Source organism: Leyella stercorea (assembly GCF_019052365.1).
Classification (GTDB): Bacteria; Bacteroidota; Bacteroidia; order Bacteroidales; family Bacteroidaceae; genus Prevotella.
Genome location: NZ_JAHQUY010000064.1, coordinates 1 through 17256, shown reverse-complemented (window position 1 = coordinate 17256; position 17256 = coordinate 1). Strand labels below are relative to the sequence as shown.

Here is a 17256-nt window from a genome sequence, read left to right as displayed (position 1 = left end):
ATTTTCCAAGACAAATTTTTGTCTATAAGAGAGAGAAAATTTTCATCTTTAATAGCCGAGGGGACTATAATCCAGAAGGTGTTATTATGGAATTCTGCTCTTGTATTAAAAAGTTAAATTTAACACACAAGGAAATTGTAGATTATCTTAATGTAATATGCTTATATTTACAGGAAGAAGAGGTAACTGATTATGGAGATACGATAAAATAACAAAAGTACAATTCCGTGGAAACGAATTTACGTTTTCATGGAATTGTACAGTACCCTATGCTTTCTTCCTCAGTACAAAGTGCTAAGAGCTTTTGGGCTTTCAGCCCGTTTCAACCGTACAGTTAGAAAACTTTCAATCTGTACAGGTCGAAATAGTTCATCATTTCTCGCGCTGTGCGAATCGGCAAGCCTCGATGAGTTTCTGCTTCAGCTTGCCACGGCCAGCCATCACAGTCTTATTTTGCTTCAACACGCTGCTAGGCCAGCCATCCTCGAAGCAGGTCACACTGAGATACTCCGAGGTCTGGACATCTTGGTCAACTGCCTTGTCTATCTCCTTCTTAAACTCGTCGTCCAAGTCCTTGATGTCGCCATCATGATCCTTGCCGTCCTCGGTCTTCTTGCCCTTCAGTCCTTCCGTGATGGCACCCATCAGTCCGCCCATCACCTCCTTCATGGTCTCCTTTGGTATCACGCTGACCACCTCGCAGGAGATTGTGTAGTTGCCATTATTTTCTAGGCTGGCATTGATATAAGTGTCGTTGGCGTAGCTATCCTTGGTGGCATCCTCGTGCTCGTGATGCTCGCCCACGGCATATTGGCTTCCGTGGCAGGCGAAGAGCAGTTTCAGCTCCTCCAGGTAGCCCTCCACCACCTCGTCGGTGTTAGCCTGGTTGCCTATCTTCATGAAGTCAAGACCTATCGCCTTCTTCATTTCCTGCATGATTGGCATGGCGGCGATGTCCTTCATACTCGCCTTGAAGAGAGCCTTTGCCTGCTTCTTGATTTGCGAGAGATTGGTAATCTTGGTGATGCGACCGTATTCATCGGTCTCAAAGTTGATGGTGGTGCCTATCACGCTCTTGGCGGTGCGCTCCGCTATCATGGCCATCATCTTGTCCCGGAAGTTGTCGCCCACCGAATCGGCCTTTACGTCCAGGAAGGTGTAGCTCATCTTATAGCCCTTGCTGGTGGAATCGTTTACCACGAGGCGCACCTGGGTGGATATGTCGAGCGTCTTCACCGTGTCCTTGCCGTCCACCTTCCACTCATTCTCATATATCCAGTATTCGCAGGTGTCGCCCTTGCAGAAGTAGGCCACCACATTCACCACCGAGTCTTCGCCAGCTGTGTCCACTTCCAACATGTCGGAGTTGTTCGATAGCCTTTGACTATAGCTTAAAATGAGTTATTTACGAACTTTTCACCTCAACTGACACGGTTAATTTTCTGTAATTAGATAATGTGGCAGAATCGTAATTGCAGAAAAAGACGTATTTTTGTAGCCAAATATTCAGAATAGCTAATGAATAAAGAAAAACACGATTTCTTCCTCCATTCCAATGAGGTGAACCATATCAGCAAGGAGGATTACGACAAGATAGAACTGTTGGTGAATGCGACAAAGGCTTTTGCCCGCAGCACCTACCAGTGCGTCTATATCATCGACTATTTTCATCAGGACTTCATCTATGCGTCAGACAACCTCGCTTATCTCTGCGGATTGGAACCCGAGCAGTTGATGGAGGCAGGCTATCAGATGTATATAGACCATGTGCCGGATGCCGACCTGCAGATGCTGCTCGAAGTAAACAAGAAGGGATTCGACCTTTTCAACGAACTGCCCGTAGGCGACCGACTTGACTATACCATCTCGTACGACTTTCATCTTACCAATGGCAAGCATAGCCGATTGATTCATCATCACCTCACTCCGATACTTCTTTCCGAAGACGGAAGAATATGGCTTGCCCTCTGCACCGTATCTTTGGCAGCTACCGATGAGCCGGGACATATCATCATGCAGAAGAATGGCGAGCGCGACTATTATGAATATTCCACCTCGCGCCACAAGTGGGAAAAGAAAGAAGGCATAACCTTGAGCGAGACAGAGAGAGAAGTATTGAGATTGTCTGCCCAAGGTTACACGATGAATGATATTGCCGACCGACTGTGCAAGTCGGTTGACACGATAAAGGCTTGCAAGCGCAACCTTTTCGCTAAAATGGGCGTGAAGAACATTGCCGAAGCGCTGTTTCATGCCACTAACTATCAGATGATATAATCAGAATCATATCTCTTCCAACAATGGCGAGAGATAGAACTTCGGGAAGTATTTCACATCCTTGCCTTCCGCAAGGTTTGCGAGAATGTTGGCACAATAGCCGGCGGCAATATATGCCCCGATGCCCAGTTGTGGGAAAGACTCCTCAGAATAATGCCTGATGGCTTCATCCACCCAAGGCACAGGTATCTGCCAGAACATACCATACTGCGAGATATACTTGCCTAATGAGCAACAGAAATCATCCGAACATTTTTTCACTACTTCGCTGAATGGATAGCCTTTCGGTTTCTCTACAGCGAGAAAGGCAGCCTTGCCAAGATTGACGGCATGGATAACTGTAATGCCCTGCTCCTTGCATTTCTCATCGAAAGCGAAAGAGGCTTCGTTGTCATGCAAGGTTGCATTCACCGCATACCGAATGCCCGACAAGGGGCATGCATCCACATCTTCCACGGTCAGCGTATCCTTTTCTATGCGATAGATTTGAAATCTATCTTCCTGCCGAGGGCTTTCATGGAAGTCATGGCGCAAGGCACAGGAAGCTATCAAGCTTCCCATGTCTGCGCCACTGATCAACAGTTTTATTGGATTGTTCATTTAAAGAGAGATTTATTGTCATTACACCATTACCGGATGCTGCAGACAGATTACATTCTGTTCTTCTGACTTTCTCCTGCACCCGTACCCTTATACTTGCTTCTTGTAGTGTTGAACTTATATCGTACAGTAAGCGACACTTTGCTGGTTGACTGTATATCACTAATCAGCTCCTTCATTTTGCCATAATGCGCACTCATGTGGATGTCGTCTGTTCCAAACAAATCATAGACAAAGAGCTGGAACGACAAACGATCCTTCAAGAAAGCCTTATATACAGATACATTGGTACAAAATCTTGGCTTATACGAATATATATTTCTTCCATATCCTTTTGTGGTATACGTCATCATCCACGTTAACATTGCCAACTTGGTGTTGAAGGTGTTGTTAAAGTTGAATACAGCCATAGGTTTGTTGGATATTTTGCCATTATGAGCATCCATATCAAGCCACTGTTTTACCAAAGATGCCGTAAATGAAGGATACCAAATGCCAAACGAAGGGCGTAAGTTGACGGAAGCATCTACATGATTATATGCCTTTCCATTCACAGGCTTAAGCAGTCCTATTGCAGGATTGTCTTTATAAGTCTCCACATTCGACATCATCGTATGCGAAGTATGGCTGTAGGTCATGTCGAAAGTCAACCATTTGTAGGCCAACTCGTAGTTGAGGTTTTTGCTTATCTCAGACACTAAGAATGGATTTCCCGTTTCATACGTGTAGCGGTTGTCATACTGTATGCCACTGCGCAAGTAATGATAGGAAGGGCGGTCGATGTCGGTAGCATAGCTCAGCTGCATCTGTACCTTGCCTACAGGCATCGACAAACTGATGGATGGGAACCAATTGCCGTACGACTTGCTTTGCCCAGGCACATACTTGCCATATTCATAGTAGTTGAAGTCGATGTACTCGTATCTCAGTCCTGCCTCCATGCTCACGTTTCCGAAATCTCTTGAATAGGTCAAGAATGAAGAAGTCATACTTTCTGTAATACGACTGTCGTCATCCGACACGAAGTTGGTTGGCACAACCTGATACTTGGATGTGCGATGCGTGTTGGAATATTCACCACCCAAAGATAACTCACCACCCAACAAAGGATAGGAAAGCACCAACTTGGAAGCCAACAAACGATATTTCTTATCAGTAAGGCTATGAACCGTCTGGCTCTGTGCGTCCATCCCAACCTCCTGATATTGCTCTTTGGTAACAACGTCCTCGTTATTCTTCGACCAAAGCCAGTCGGCATTGAAGTCGATGCCGAGCTTGCCAATCTTTCCGACATAGTAAACATTGCTTGAAAGCGTGCTCTTCTGCTCGAAGAAATTAGCGTGGCTGTCAGAGCTTTCTGTCTGATCTTCGTCTTGCCATATACCAGTAGTCATGTTGGCATCGCAGGTCTGTTTCGGATTTCTCAGAAAGCCAAAGTTGGCACCGATGGAATTATTGGCATCCAACTGGTAGCTGGCATCCAGACGAAAGTTCATGGCTTCTACCATACCTACTTGTCTGTTTTCACTCTTCTGTTTCCAGGTCTTGTCAAGATAAGTATTCTGCTGTAAGTCTTGATTGTTTGGCTGGTACTGCTTTGCTCCAAAGGCGTATGCGCCCAAATCCAAGCCATTCTTGCGATAGCTCATATTCAATTGACCAAATCCATCGAAGTTTTTCTTCTCATCATATTCACCTGTGGTTGAGGCGTCAAACCCGAAGCCATCGCCCAGTATCTTCTTCGTTGTGATACGGATGACCGCCCTGGTGCTGGCTGCGTAACGGGCGCCAGGGTTAGTGATTACTTCTACAGATTTGATATTATCGGACTGCAAACGGTCCAGCTCGCTTCGGTTTCTCATCTGTCGTCCATTGATATAGATAACAGGCTCACCACGTCCGAAGACCTTGATGCTGCCATTCTGGGCAGACACTTTAGGTATGCGGTCGAGCAGGTGCTCCATTGTTCCTGCCTTCTCAAGTACGGATCCGGCAACGATTGTCGTCATTCCGCCATGCTTCAGGATAGTCTTAGGCAGAGATGATTTCACGACTACTTCGCCGAGCGTCTCACTATCCTCTTCCATCTTGATAATGCCCACATTCTCGCCCTCGCAATCCTTGCAGATAGTCTTATAGCCTACGGATGTCACCTTGATGATTCCGCCGTTGCAGTAAGAGTCGATGACAAAGCTGCCATCCTCTCCACTCACAGCGCCCTTAACGAAAGCCGAATCTGTTCTATTCAATAATACTACATTGGCAAACGCCAAAGGCTCGCCCTTAGTATTCATCACCTTACCTGTGATATTCTGCGCCATCATCTGCGTCATAGTCGAGAGGCACAACGCTGTAGTAAAAATTACCTTTTCCTTCATATTGCTACTTTTTGGTTGCTTCATTTATTTTTCTGCTGCAAAAGTATAATTTGAATGAAAAAAGCCTTTGACACAAAAGTGTATTTCAGAGATGGGTGGCTAAAAAATTACACTTTTGTGTATGTGAAAACAAAAATCCATGCATAAGCCCATTTGAAAAAGTCATTTTACGAAAGAATCCACCTATTTCTATTCTATATTCTATAAAAGTTTATGTTGAATAATAAGTGCTTGGCAAACAAAAACCAAGCTATATAATAATAGCGAAGCCTTGACCCGCAAAAGGTCAAGGCTTCGCTAAATGTTCTGTTAATGTTAATTACTAATTCTCCATTATGAATTGCATCCTTATGGATGTACGCACAACCTATTTAATTGTACCAAATGGAGGTATTATCACGTGGATAACGATTCTCGTCGTCGTTATAGACGTTGTCAAGCTCAAACGATTCGAAATCATAAGCTCTTTTTACACTCTTCATCATAAGACCTCCTATTCTGACTGCTGTCTCTACACAGTCGTTAACAATCTACTTACGGGACGCGAGACAACATCCTCGTATTTCATATTGCGAAGATAGCACTTATTTTTGAAAAATGCAATATTTTTTGAACTTTTTGTTACTTTTTCAAAATAATTTTAATCAAATCGTAATAGCTGCGACAAGAAATTGGCGGTTTCACTGATTTTTTGTAACTTTGACTAAACATTTTTAAGAAACAAAATCATTCATTTACAAACAAAACAAATTCTATGATAACAACGCTTGTTATTCTCGCTATCTCAGCTGTGTTTTTCGCTATGGGCAAAGTTCGCTCCGACCTCGTTGCGCTCTGCGCCCTCGTCGCCCTATTGCTCACCGGAATACTCACGCCGCAGGAGGCGCTGTCGGGTTTCTCTAATTCGGTGGTGATAATGATGGTCGGACTCTTCGTCGTGGGCGGTGCTATTGTGCAGACTGGACTGGCTAAGAAAGCGAGTGGCAAGCTAATGACGCTGGCTGACGGCAACGAGCTTCGTCTGTTTCTGTTGCTGATGGTGGTGACGGCTGTCATCGGAGCGTTCGTAAGCAACACGGGCACGGTGGCGCTGATGATGCCTATCGTGGTGAGTCTGGCGCAGAAGGGCGGCATAAAGGCGAGCCGTCTGCTTATGCCGCTCGCCTTCGCAAGCAGCATGGGCGGTATGCTCACGCTCATCGGTACGCCGCCCAACCTTGTTATTCAGGAAGCGCTGACCGAGGCAGGCTACGAACCGCTCAAGTTCTTCAGCTTTCTGCCCGTGGGCGTTGTCTGCATCATCGTGGGCATCGTAGTGCTGCTGCCGCTGAGCAAGCGCTTCCTCTCGGGCAACGAGAAGAAGGAGGGCAGCAAGAAAAGCAGAAGAAAGACGCTGAGCAAGCTGATGGAGGAATATCAGCTGGCGGACAATCTCTCGGTGTTCACCGTGGAGAGCGGGTCGCTGGCGGCGGACAAGACGCTGGCAGAACTGGACATTCACCACCGCTACGGTCTGACCGTGCTCGAAGTGAGACGCATAAAGAAGTCGCACACGCGCCTCATGAAGGATGTGGAGCAGAAGTTGGCGGGTCCGAACACGATGCTGACGGCTGGCGACATTATATATATAAGCGGCAACAAGGAGTCGGCGGCACGTCTGGCTGAGGACTTGAAGCTGAACGCTGCATCGTCGCAGAACCTCACCATCTACGACATCGGCATTGCGGAGGTGGTGCTGATGCACTCGGCGCGCCTCTGCGGCAAGTCGATAAAAGACTCGGGCGTGCGACGCATGTACAACGTGAACGTGCTGGGCGTGCAGCGCGGCGGCGACTACATAACCGACAACCTCGCCGACCTGAAGCTGCGCGAGGGCGACATTCTGCTCATTCAGGGCCGCTGGAAGAACATCGCACGCATAGCTAACGAGGCGGAGGGCATCGTGGTGATCGGTCAGCCGCTGGAGGAGGCGGCACATGTGACGCTCGACTACAAGGCTCCGCTGGCGGCGGCTATCATGCTGATGATGATAGCGATGATGGTGTTCGACTTCATACCCGTAGCGCCGGTTACGGCGGTGATGATTGCCGGTCTGCTCATGGTGATAACCGGATGTCTGCGCAGCGTGGAGGCTGCCTACAAGACGATAAACTGGGAGAGTATTGTGCTGATTGCGGCGATGCTGCCCATGTCGGTGGCGCTGGAGAAGACGGGAGCGTCGAGCATGGTGGCGCGCCTGCTTGCCGACAACCTCGGCGAGGCGAGTCCGTACGCTCTGCTTGCGGGCGTCTACTTCACCACCTCGTGCCTTACGATGTTCATAAGCAACACGGCTACGGCGGTGCTCATGTCGCCGATAGCGCTCACTTCGGCTATGGCTATCGGCGTAAGTCCCTACCCTATGCTCTTCGCCGTGACGCTCGGCGCAAGCATGTGCTTCGCCTCGCCGTTCTCTACTCCGCCTAATGCGCTCGTTATGCAGGCAGGCGGTTACAGCTTCATGGACTATATAAAGGTGGGTCTGCCGTTGCAGATAATAATTGGACTGGTGATGATCGGTGTGCTGCCGCTCATCTTCCCGTTCTAACGGCGTTTTTTAGTCTTTCAAAGAGTAGACAATGGTCGTCACGACGCGCACCTTCTTTACATAAGGCGTGCTCTGGTCGCGGTCTTCGATAGAGAACTGGCCCTGGTCGGCAGAGACAATCTTGTTGAGCTTGCTCTTGGAGTTCTTGGCAAACTGTGCGGCTGTCTTCTCGGCGTTGGCTATAGCCTCTTCCATCATTTTCGGCTTCATCTGCTTGAACGACACATACTCGTACTTCACCTGATTCTCGTAGCCGCCGTCGACGATAGCCACGCCCTCCTTAAGCAGTTCGCCCTGACGGGCTATGATGGAGCGCACGAGTTTCACGTTGCGCGAAGTAACGGTGATGACCGATGTGATGTTGTAGCGATATGTGCGCTGGTTGTTGCTGTACTGGTCAGCGTTGAGGTCGATTACGCTCGGCGCATTAACGCTTATCTCGTCGGACTTCACGCCGTTGGCTGTTAGAAAATGCTTTATCTTCTGCTGAGTATCGCCAAGACGCTTATAAAGCTCGGGCAGGTCGTTGCCGAGTTCTTTCGACACGATAGGCCATGTCACCTTATCGGCGTCCACTTCTTTCTCAGCTAATCCCTTTACAGACACTTTGCGGTCTTTGTTGGCGAAGTTGTCGATGCCACCCTTTATGTTGAAGCCGAGGGTGACGATGCTGAGCGCAATGAGCGCTGCGCACCAGATAGATTTGTAATTGTTCATAAGAAAGGGGTTTTATAGGAGTAATGTATATAGAAGCCTACGTCATTCCTGTCGTAGGCTTTAAAATCTGAAACACAGATTATTGCAATGGCTACGGCAAGAATGCCGTAGCCTCCTTCCGCTAATTACTTAGCTGCGCACTCCATCAGTGTCTGCACGATGCGCTCAGCCGAACGACCATCCCAACGCTCAGGTATGCCGCAATGCTTCCACTCGCCGTCTACCATGCGCGCCATCTCCTCGCCAAGCTGTACGGGGTCTTCGCCTACAAGCACGTTCGAACCAACCTTTACGGTCTCGATATGCTCGGTATAGCTGTTGAGCGTGATGCAAGGCACGGTGTTGAACGTAGCCTCCTCAGCCACATTGCCCGAGTCGGTGACGATACCGAGAGCATTGGCTGTGAGGTAGCCGAAGTGCAGATAGTCGAGCGGAGCCACGATATGCAGCTTCTCGAAGAGCAGCGGATTCTCGTTTACGATGCGCTTAACGGCGTCGGCAGCAAGCTTGCGCAACGGAGCCACAACAGGAACATCGCCTACGTGCGACATCATGCTCACAAGAAGCGCGCGCAGCTCGTCGTCGTTACCGATGATAGCCTTGCGGTTGAGCGTGAAGACGATGTACTTCTTCTCTGCGAGGCCCAGTTCGTCCATCACAGCCGGACGCTCGAAGCGCTGGTGGTTGAAGCGCAGTGTGTCCATAAGAATATTGCCCACCATGTATATCTTCGACGACTCGGCGCCCTCGCGTGTAGCAGCGCTGTTGCCGCCAATGCCAGCCGTGAAGAGCAGGTCGGAGAGACCGTCGATGACGAGGCGGTTGATCTCCTTCGGCATAGAGATGTCGAACGAGCGTGTGCCTGCTACGAGATGAGCCAGCAGAATGCCCTGCTTCTTTGTGACGATGGCAGCAGCCATTGTAGAAGCGAGGTCGTCAACAACGATAACGACATCAGTAGAATGCTCCTGAAGATAGCGCTCGAAGGCAGACATAACCTGACCCGTAAGCTCGTTGAGGTTAACGCAGTCGACACCAAGGCATACGTCGGGGCGACCGATCTGAAGGTCGTCGAAGAGCGACGGCTCGAGTGTAGGGTCGTCCTCACGACCTGCGTAAACCAGACTGCTACCTATCTCCTTACCTTCAGCCTTAGCCTTGTCAATGGCACGAACGATTGGGGCAATCTTAATGAAGTTGGGACGTGCGCCAACAAATATACAAATGTTCATATTCTTCTTCTGTTTTTCTTTTAATCTTTATTTTTCAGTTTCCTTAAACAATTCCTTTATTCCACCAAGACTGCCCAGCATGTTCGTAGCCTCAAACGGCAGGAAGACGGTCTTTGTCTTGTCGCCCTGAGCAAGTTCCTCCATCATATTGATGTACTTCTGTGCGAGCAGATAGTTGGCAGGGTTGGTGCTCTTGCCTACAGCCTCCGTGATCTTCTCGATGGCTATCGCTTCAGCCTCGGCCTTGCGTATGCGAGCCTGAGCCTCGCCCTCGGCACGCAGAATCTCCTGCTGCTTGGCAGCCTCAGCGCGGTTGATGGTAGACGCTTTCTCGCCCTCCGACTGCAGAATCTGCGACTGCTTCTCGCCCTCGGATGTGAGGATAGCCGCACGCTTGTTGCGCTCAGCCTGCATCTGCTTCTCCATAGCCTGAAGCACGCTCGACGGCGGAATGATGTCCTGCAGCTCCACGCGGTTCACCTTGATGCCCCACTTGTCTGTAGCCTCGTCAAGAACGGCGCGAAGCTTGGTGTTGATTGTGTCACGCGAGGTGAGTGTCTGGTCGAGTTCCAGTTCGCCGATGATGTTACGCAGTGTTGTCTGTGTGAGCTTCTCGATAGCATTCGGGAGGTTGTCAATCTCGTAAACAGCCTTGAACGGGTCTACAATCTGGAAGTAGAGCAACGCATTGATCTGCATCTGGATGTTATCCTTCGTGATTACGTTCTGCTTGTCGAAGTCGTACACCTGCTCGCGGAGGTCGATGGTTGTAGAGTAGCCGTAGCGACCGCGTACACTAACGACAATAGCTTTCGCACGGTCGATGAACGGTATGATGATGTTCACACCCGGACTGAGCGTTGCGTAGTATCTGCCAAGACGTTCTATGATTTTTGTCTCACTTTGCGGGATAATAACAACTGCCATCTTAACAAAGACTACAGCAAGCACAACAAGTGCTGTAAGGAAGATTGTCATGAATTCCATAATAATAAATTTTGAGTTATTGAAATTAAGTTTATGCTTTTTCCACTTTCACGATGATGCTCTCTCTGCCTACGATGCGCACCTTCGTGCCTACGGGCAGGTCTTCGGTCTCGTCAGACTCAGCCTTCCAGTCGTCACCGTCGAGCTTCATGCGTCCGTAGTCGCCAGCCTTGATGGTTTCAGTCACCTTGCCCACTCTGCCGATGATAGCGTCGGCATTGCTCTTGCGGTGCCCGCCGTTGGCATCGAGCATCTTCACAAGATGCGGACGTATGCAGTAAATAGACAACACGGAGAAGACGGCGAAGATCGTCACCTGCGCCCAGAACGGCACTGCAAACAACGAGACGACGAGCGAGCACACCGCTCCGATGCCGAAGCACGTGATGTAGAAGTCGCCGGAAGACATTTCCATAACAAGACACACCATTGCAAGCACTGCCCAAAGAGTCCAAAGATTCTGTACAAGATAATCTATCATACGCTTTTGTTTTATATTTGTTGTAAAATTACACAAAAACGGCGAAACCTTAAAGAGATTTCGCCGTTTTTTATTGCATATAGTAAAAAAACTACTTCGACTTCTTATAATAGGTCAGCGCTTCGGGCATGTCTTTCTTTATAGCAGCGATACGCTTTGCGTCGGACGGGTGGTCGCTGAACATGTCGTTGGTGTTGTTGTTGCCCTGCGACATACGCTCCCAAAAGCTAATAGCTACATTCGGGTCGTAGCCAGCCATGGCTGCGAAGATTAGACCCATGCGGTCGGCTTCAGTCTCGTGGTCGCGCGAATACTTCAGGCTGCGGAACTGCAAACCTTTCTGAGCTACAATCTGCGCCAACTGCGATACGCCCGTGTCTACACCCGATGCATTCAGCACCTTGCCGAGAATCTGCACGCCGTATGAGTTGCGCAGCTCCTTGCTCATCTGCTCTGCCGAATGGCGAGCCACAGCGTGTGCTATCTCATGTCCGAGAACGATGGCGAGCGAGGCTTCGTTGCGTGTGTAAGGCAGCAATCCTTCGTAAACAACGATCTTTCCGCCAGGCATGCAGAAGGCATTAGCCGACTTGTCCTGCACGAGGTTGAACTCCCAGCTGTACTGCTTCACGTCGCTTGCAAGTCCGTTGGCTTTCAGATATGCCTCAACGGCTGACGCAAGACGCTGACCCACACGCTTAACCATTGCGGTGTTGGTGCGATTGGTAGACAGCTTTGCCGTCTTCATGTAGTTGGCATACTCCTGAGAACTAAGGCTGAGCACCTGCTCGTCGCTCACCATGATAGTCTGTTTACGTCCTGTAATAGGCACTGTGCGCGTTACGCCGCACGATACCAAAAGCGTAGTTATAAGAGCTACTGCTATAAACTTTAATGCTTTCATACCATTATGTGTTTTTTAGTCGTGCAAAAGTAATATTTTTTAGTGAAAAAGCAAACGAAAACAAAAAATATAGAACAAATGAAAGTTTATTTGTACCTTTGCATAGATAACACTAAAACAAATGAAAGCATATACATATATTAATAAAGGTGAGTTTGCCTTGATTGACAAGCCTAAACCAACAATCATCGAGCCTACGGACGCCATTGTACGCGTCACATTGGGCAGCATCTGCTCGAGCGACCTGCACATAAAGCACGGAAGCGTGCCGAGAGCCGTGCCCGGTATCACCGTAGGACACGAGATGGTGGGCATAGTGGAGGAGCTTGGCTCTGAAGTGAAAGGCGTCAGTGTGGGCGACCGCGTGACGGTTAACGTCGAGACTTTCTGCGGCGAGTGCTTCTACTGCAAGCACGGATACGTGAACAACTGCATTTCGCCGCACGGCGGATGGGCTTTAGGCTGTCGCATAGACGGCGGACAGACCGAATATGTGCGTGTGCCGCTGGCAGAACAAGGTCTCAACCGCATTCCTGACAGTGTTTCAGACGAGCAGGCTCTGTTCGTGGGCGACGTACTTGCTACGGGTTTCTGGGCTACACGCATAAGCGAGATAACCGAGGAGGACACGGTGCTCATCATCGGAGCTGGTCCTACCGGCATCTGCACCCTACTCTGCGTGATGCTAAAGCAGCCGAAGCGCATTATTGTCTGCGAGCAATCGGAAGAGCGCCGCAACTTCGTGAAGCAACACTACCCTAATGTGCTGCTCACAACGCCCGACGAATGCGAAGACTTCGTGAAGAACAACAGCGACCACGGCTGCGCCGACCGAGTTCTTGAGGTGGCTGGTGGCAAAGACACCTTCCAGCTGGCATGGCGCACAGCACGTCCTAACGCCATTGTCACAGTGGTGGCGCTCTACGACGAGGCGCAGACTCTGCCTCTGCCCGACATGTACGGCAAGAACCTCACGTTCAAGACGGGCGGCGTAGACGGATGCGACTGCGAGGAGGTGCTGCAGCTCATAGAAGAGGGAAAGATTGACACCACACCGCTCATCACGCACCGCTTTCCGCTGAGCAGAATAGCCGAAGCCTACAGCCTGTTCGAGAACAAGGAGGACGGCGTAATAAAAGTGGCTATATACAACGACTAACGGCGTGACTTAAAGTATGGCTTCTAAACGCTAACGCAACCTGCCATAAAGCATAAAATAGTAGGCATTATTTTGTAATGCGCTCGATTTGCACTAACTTTGCAGAAGTTAGGCGGCATCTCGGCAATTGAAACAAGCTTCATTGCACTCGATTTGCACTAACTTTGCAAAATTAAACGAAATAAATAATAACAAAAAAATAATGGAAAATAAGACAAACAAGCTCATCGCAGCACAGTATCAGCTCTTCACAATCAGCGACAACGGAGAGCGCACACTCGTAGAGGAAACAACACAGGAACAGCCATTCGTGTTCATCACTGGCTTCGATGCAGCTCTCGACGCTCTTGAGGAGCGTCTTGAAAATCTTAAACTCGGCGAGAAGTTCGACTTCGAGCTTGAGAAGGAACAGGCTTTCGGCGAGTATGAACCGAAGCGCGTCATCGACCTCAACAAGGAAATGTTCACCGTAGACGGACAGTTCGACAGCAAGAACATCTTCAAGGGTGCTCAGATTCCGTTGAAGAACGAGGACGGCAACTTCTTCATCGGCACAGTGCTCGAAATCGGCGACGCTTCTGTGAAAATCGACCTCAACCATCCGCTCGCTGGTAAGAAGCTCAACTTCAAGGGCTACATCATCGAGAACCGCGAGGCTACAATGGACGAGATTAAGACTATGCTCAGCCACATGAATGGTGGCGGTTGCGGAGGCGACTGCGGCGGTTGCGAAGGCGGATGCGGACACCATGAGGGTGGTTGCGGACATCACGACCACGAAGGCGGTTGCTGCGGAAGCCACGAGCACAAGGGTGGTTGCTGCGGACACCACAACTAAAAACAGTCTGCATCTCGCAGATTGAAGAACTAACTGAAAGCAAATATGCGCAACACATTCGGAACGCTTTTCACTCTCACCACATTCGGCGAGAGTCATGGCGAGGCTATCGGCGGCGTTGTCGACGGAATGCCTGCGGGCATTGACATCGACATGGAGTTCATACAGAGCGAACTGAGCCGCCGCCGGCCTGGTCAAAGCCACATTACGACTCAACGCAACGAGCAGGACCAAGTGGAACTGCTCAGCGGCGTGTTCGAGGGCAAGTCGACGGGCTGTCCTATAGGCTTCATTGTGCGCAACACGAACCAGCGTTCTGCCGACTACGACAACTTGCGCGACCTCTACAGACCATCGCACGCCGACTATACATACGCCGCAAAATACGGCATACGCGACTATCGTGGCGGCGGACGCTCGTCGGCACGCATCACTATCAGCCGTTGTGTGGGCGGAGCACTTGCAAAACTGGCGCTACGCCAGCTTGGAGTGAGCATAAACGCATACACCTCACAGGTGGGCGACGTGGCTCTCGACCGCGACTACACTAAGTACGACTTTGCCGAAACAGAACGCAACCCCGTTCGCTGCCCAGACCCTATCGCCGCACAGCGCATGGAGCAGCTTATAAGTGAGGTGAAGGCGGAAGGCGACACCATCGGTGGCGTAGTGACGTGCGTGGTGAAGAACTGTCCAAAGGGAATAGGCGAACCAGAATTCGGTAAGCTGCACGCCATGCTTGGCGCTGCCATGCTAAGCATCAACGCAGCCAAGGGATTCGAATACGGCGAGGGATTCAGCTGCGCCACATCGCGCGGCAGCCGACAGAACGATGCGTTCGTTGCGGAGGGCGGAAACATACACACTTCAACCAACCATAGCGGGGGCATACAAGGCGGAATAAGCAACGGCGAAGACATATACTTCCGCACGGCGTTCAAACCGACTGCAACCATACTGCAGGAGCAGAAAACCGTCGATTCTACTGGCAATTCGGCCATTTTGCAGGCTCACGGACGCCACGACCCATGTGTTGTTCCGCGCGCTGTGCCTATCGTAGAAGCGATGACTGCAATGGTAATCTTGGATTATATTATGTTGAATAAGCATACATTTTTGTAAGAAACTTGCGTTTTCACAAAAATTTCAATCTCGTTAAGATATTTTTAATCACAATATTGCGTGTATAACGGAAATATTCGTTATATTTGCAACCAGTAATTGAGGGCTTGCGAAAGTCTTTAATTAACTTAGTTAAGTCTAGTTTAGTTTTTGTGTTGGTTGAGGGCGGTCTATTGGCTGCCCTCAATTTTTGTTTTTATGGCTTAACGTATATTTCTTTTGTTTTGAATGGTTGTTACAGCTTCGTGGTAACAATGTTACCGAAGTGCTGTAACAACGTAACCGCATTGCGGTAATGATGTTACCACGGCGCGGTAAATATTAATGCGCACAGTCTTTAGACACCTGCACACGGTCCAGATTGTGCTTCTCCACATTGTCCACAGTCCATGCCTCGCGATACTCTTTTCCTCTCACGGTGAGCTTCACGTCCTTCACGTCTACGTTCTTCACATTGCGGAAGTACATGCCCCAAACCGGGAATACGGGCCACTGGTCTGTAGGACGGTTCTCGAACCATGCAGGCAAATTGGGGTCGTCGATGCCGTCGAACTCCATATCGCAACGGCGCATCACCACACAATCGGTTGGCGCCTTGCCCCAACTCTTCACCGAGAGCGCCATGCGTGTGACGCCACGCGCCTGCATATCCTCCACGAGCAGACTGCCCATAGTGTTATCGTCGCTAAGCGTGACGCAGAGCGGCGTAAGCACACAAGCCACCTTGTTGCGCAGTATGCGTATCTTGTCCATGCGTCCAGGCGCCTTACCCCATCCGCCAGGTTCAAGATTGATAGCCGCCCCTGAGCGTGTGTGGTGCGAGGTGATGTGTTCGAACTTGCCAGGTCCGTATATCTCGTTGTCGGTGATGTCAAGCTGTACCGACGGCATTATCATACGTATGCCGTTGCACGAGGAGTTGAGCACGTTGTGGTTGATGCTCATGCGCTCCCAATAGCCGCCCGCAATGGCGTCGTCGCCGGTGTGCATCTCGCAGCGCGATATCTCCACACGCTTCGCTCCACGGATGTGTATGCCGTCCCATCCACCTTCTATATATAGATTATGAAACTGCGACTTTTCTATCTGGTAGCCCAGAAAAGCATAGTTGGCGGAGCGCTTCACGCTGAATCCGTCGAATGTCATGCGCTTGCAGCCAGCCATCAGTATGGTGTGCGGACCGCGCATGTGCTCCTCGCCAAGCGGATTGCGCACGTCGGCACCGTCGATGCAGCCCTTGCCCTCTATACCTGCATCGCTCACGCCTACAGCGAACACCATCGCCTTAGACCACTGCGAGTCGGTAGCCGAGTTGTAATTGACCGTGCCCTGACCGCTCTCATAGCGCGAGAGGTCAAGCGTAGTCTGCAGCGAGGCGTAGGCGTTTATGTCCTGCACGCCTTTCAACACAGCGCCCTGCTCAAGAAAGAGCGTCACACCCGACTTCAGATAGACCGAGCCCGTGCTGTACTCGCCGCACGGCACCACCACACGGCCTCCACCCTGCTCTGCACAATGCTCTATGGCGCGGTTTATCGCCTCAGCATTGTTCACAGACTCGTTGTTGCTCACTGCGCCAAACGACGCAATGCTCACCACAACAGATAAAATAAAACTAATCATACTTATCAATTCTTTAGGTTATACATTATTTTATATAGATACACGTACTTTTTTTTATAGATTTACGCTCTTACGACATAGTTAGCGCCATTCATCAGATAGGTGTCATTGCCGCTAAACAGCGTGTAAAGATACGAAAATCTTGCAAAAACAGCCTCAAAAACGAGTTTTAATGCAGAAAAATCAACTTTTTTGAGTTTTTCTTGAAAAAAGTCATGAAAACATTTGGTGGTTACAAAAGAAACCACTACCTTTGCACTCGCTTTTAAGGAACAACGCTTAAAGCTTTAAACAATGGCTCCGTAGCTCAACTGAATAGAGCATCTGACTACGGATCAGAAGGTTGCAGGT

General features: G+C 49.7%; 14 protein-coding genes and 1 pseudogene. 6 read left to right on the top strand and 9 right to left on the bottom strand.

What is annotated here, in order from left to right; genetic code table 11:
- Nucleotides 1–212 (top strand): annotated as a pseudogene (locus tag KTQ90_RS10410) (hypothetical protein); the annotation flags it as partial.
- Nucleotides 213–372: 160 nt separating this feature from the next.
- On the opposite strand, the gene KTQ90_RS10405 reads toward KTQ90_RS10410, so the two are convergent.
- The gene (locus tag KTQ90_RS10405) at nt 373–1359 is read right to left on the bottom strand and encodes a hypothetical protein (protein WP_217318367.1); all 987 of its coding nucleotides are present in this window, start codon (nt 1357–1359) and stop codon (nt 373–375) included.
- A 159-nt stretch (nt 1360–1518) separates the two neighbouring features.
- Between KTQ90_RS10405 and KTQ90_RS10400 the strand changes: the two genes are divergently transcribed.
- Nucleotides 1519–2277 carry a helix-turn-helix transcriptional regulator gene (locus KTQ90_RS10400; protein WP_217318366.1) on the top strand — a complete coding sequence of 253 codons (759 nt, stop codon included), beginning with the start codon at nt 1519–1521 and terminating at the stop codon, nt 2275–2277.
- Between the two features lie 6 nt (nt 2278–2283).
- Here the strand turns inward: KTQ90_RS10400 and KTQ90_RS10395 are convergent, their stop codons facing one another.
- Together KTQ90_RS10395 and KTQ90_RS10390 are read right to left on the bottom strand one after the other, a co-directional pair.
- Nucleotides 2284–2838: a hypothetical protein gene (locus tag KTQ90_RS10395; protein WP_217318365.1), complete on the bottom strand. Its 555-nt coding sequence runs from the start codon at nt 2836–2838 to the stop codon at nt 2284–2286.
- Between the two features lie 89 nt (nt 2839–2927).
- Nucleotides 2928–5255, bottom strand: a complete 2328-nt coding sequence (locus tag KTQ90_RS10390; protein WP_217318364.1) for an outer membrane beta-barrel family protein — start codon at nt 5253–5255, stop codon at nt 2928–2930.
- Nucleotides 5256–6009: 754 nt separating this feature from the next.
- On the opposite strand from KTQ90_RS10390, the gene KTQ90_RS10385 reads away from it, so the two are divergent.
- Entirely contained in the window at nt 6010–7842 is a 1833-nt protein-coding gene (locus KTQ90_RS10385; RefSeq protein ID WP_217318363.1) for an SLC13 family permease, read from the top strand.
- A 9-nt stretch (nt 7843–7851) separates the two neighbouring features.
- Here the strand turns inward: KTQ90_RS10385 and KTQ90_RS10380 are convergent, their stop codons facing one another.
- From KTQ90_RS10380 to KTQ90_RS10360, 5 genes are all read right to left on the bottom strand, one after another.
- Complete coding sequence (locus KTQ90_RS10380) at nt 7852–8559, bottom strand: SIMPL domain-containing protein (RefSeq protein WP_217318362.1); 708 nt, start codon at nt 8557–8559, stop codon at nt 7852–7854.
- Nucleotides 8560–8684: 125 nt separating this feature from the next.
- Nucleotides 8685–9791 carry a UDP-N-acetyl glucosamine 2-epimerase gene (locus KTQ90_RS10375; RefSeq protein WP_217318361.1) on the bottom strand — a complete coding sequence of 369 codons (1107 nt, stop codon included), beginning with the start codon at nt 9789–9791 and terminating at the stop codon, nt 8685–8687.
- Nucleotides 9792–9818: 27 nt separating this feature from the next.
- On the bottom strand, nt 9819–10778 hold the full coding sequence (locus tag KTQ90_RS10370; RefSeq protein ID WP_022158242.1) for an SPFH domain-containing protein: 960 nt from the start codon (nt 10776–10778) through the stop codon (nt 9819–9821).
- 31 nt (nt 10779–10809) lie between these two features.
- Nucleotides 10810–11259, bottom strand: a complete 450-nt coding sequence (locus KTQ90_RS10365; protein ID WP_217318360.1) for an NfeD family protein — start codon at nt 11257–11259, stop codon at nt 10810–10812.
- A gap of 91 nt (nt 11260–11350) precedes the next feature.
- The gene (locus KTQ90_RS10360; RefSeq protein ID WP_022158244.1) at nt 11351–12163 is read right to left on the bottom strand and encodes a M48 family metallopeptidase; all 813 of its coding nucleotides are present in this window, start codon (nt 12161–12163) and stop codon (nt 11351–11353) included.
- 121 nt (nt 12164–12284) lie between these two features.
- Between KTQ90_RS10360 and KTQ90_RS10355 the strand changes: the two genes are divergently transcribed.
- The 3 genes from KTQ90_RS10355 to aroC all read left to right on the top strand — a co-directional run bounded on the left by KTQ90_RS10355 (nt 12285) and on the right by aroC (nt 15282).
- Nucleotides 12285–13322, top strand: a complete 1038-nt coding sequence (locus KTQ90_RS10355; protein WP_217318359.1) for an alcohol dehydrogenase — start codon at nt 12285–12287, stop codon at nt 13320–13322.
- A 202-nt stretch (nt 13323–13524) separates the two neighbouring features.
- Nucleotides 13525–14160, top strand: coding sequence for an FKBP-type peptidyl-prolyl cis-trans isomerase (locus KTQ90_RS10350; RefSeq protein ID WP_217318358.1), 636 nt, complete (start codon nt 13525–13527; stop codon nt 14158–14160).
- Between the two features lie 45 nt (nt 14161–14205).
- Complete coding sequence (gene aroC, locus KTQ90_RS10345) at nt 14206–15282, top strand: chorismate synthase (RefSeq protein ID WP_217318357.1); 1077 nt, start codon at nt 14206–14208, stop codon at nt 15280–15282.
- A 321-nt stretch (nt 15283–15603) separates the two neighbouring features.
- Here aroC and KTQ90_RS10340 read toward each other — a convergent pair whose 3' ends face one another.
- Nucleotides 15604–16905 carry a glycosyl hydrolase family 28-related protein gene (locus tag KTQ90_RS10340; protein WP_217318356.1) on the bottom strand — a complete coding sequence of 434 codons (1302 nt, stop codon included), beginning with the start codon at nt 16903–16905 and terminating at the stop codon, nt 15604–15606.
- Nucleotides 16906–17256 lie beyond the last annotated feature (351 nt).

Coding starts and splice junctions, on each gene's coding strand:
- KTQ90_RS10405 (WP_217318367.1), bottom strand. CDS start 1,359: ATGTTGGAAGTGGACACAGCTGGCGAAGACTCGGTGGTGAATGTGGTG.
- KTQ90_RS10400 (WP_217318366.1), top strand. CDS start 1,519: ATGAATAAAGAAAAACACGATTTCTTCCTCCATTCCAATGAGGTGAAC.
- KTQ90_RS10395 (WP_217318365.1), bottom strand. CDS start 2,838: ATGGGAAGCTTGATAGCTTCCTGTGCCTTGCGCCATGACTTCCATGAA.
- KTQ90_RS10390 (WP_217318364.1), bottom strand. CDS start 5,255: ATGAAGGAAAAGGTAATTTTTACTACAGCGTTGTGCCTCTCGACTATG.
- KTQ90_RS10385 (WP_217318363.1), top strand. CDS start 6,010: ATGATAACAACGCTTGTTATTCTCGCTATCTCAGCTGTGTTTTTCGCT.
- KTQ90_RS10380 (WP_217318362.1), bottom strand. CDS start 8,559: ATGAACAATTACAAATCTATCTGGTGCGCAGCGCTCATTGCGCTCAGC.
- KTQ90_RS10375 (WP_217318361.1), bottom strand. CDS start 9,791: ATGAACATTTGTATATTTGTTGGCGCACGTCCCAACTTCATTAAGATT.
- KTQ90_RS10370 (WP_022158242.1), bottom strand. CDS start 10,778: ATGGAATTCATGACAATCTTCCTTACAGCACTTGTTGTGCTTGCTGTA.
- KTQ90_RS10365 (WP_217318360.1), bottom strand. CDS start 11,259: ATGATAGATTATCTTGTACAGAATCTTTGGACTCTTTGGGCAGTGCTT.
- KTQ90_RS10360 (WP_022158244.1), bottom strand. CDS start 12,163: ATGAAAGCATTAAAGTTTATAGCAGTAGCTCTTATAACTACGCTTTTG.
- KTQ90_RS10355 (WP_217318359.1), top strand. CDS start 12,285: ATGAAAGCATATACATATATTAATAAAGGTGAGTTTGCCTTGATTGAC.
- KTQ90_RS10350 (WP_217318358.1), top strand. CDS start 13,525: ATGGAAAATAAGACAAACAAGCTCATCGCAGCACAGTATCAGCTCTTC.
- aroC (WP_217318357.1), top strand. CDS start 14,206: ATGCGCAACACATTCGGAACGCTTTTCACTCTCACCACATTCGGCGAG.
- KTQ90_RS10340 (WP_217318356.1), bottom strand. CDS start 16,905: ATGATTAGTTTTATTTTATCTGTTGTGGTGAGCATTGCGTCGTTTGGC.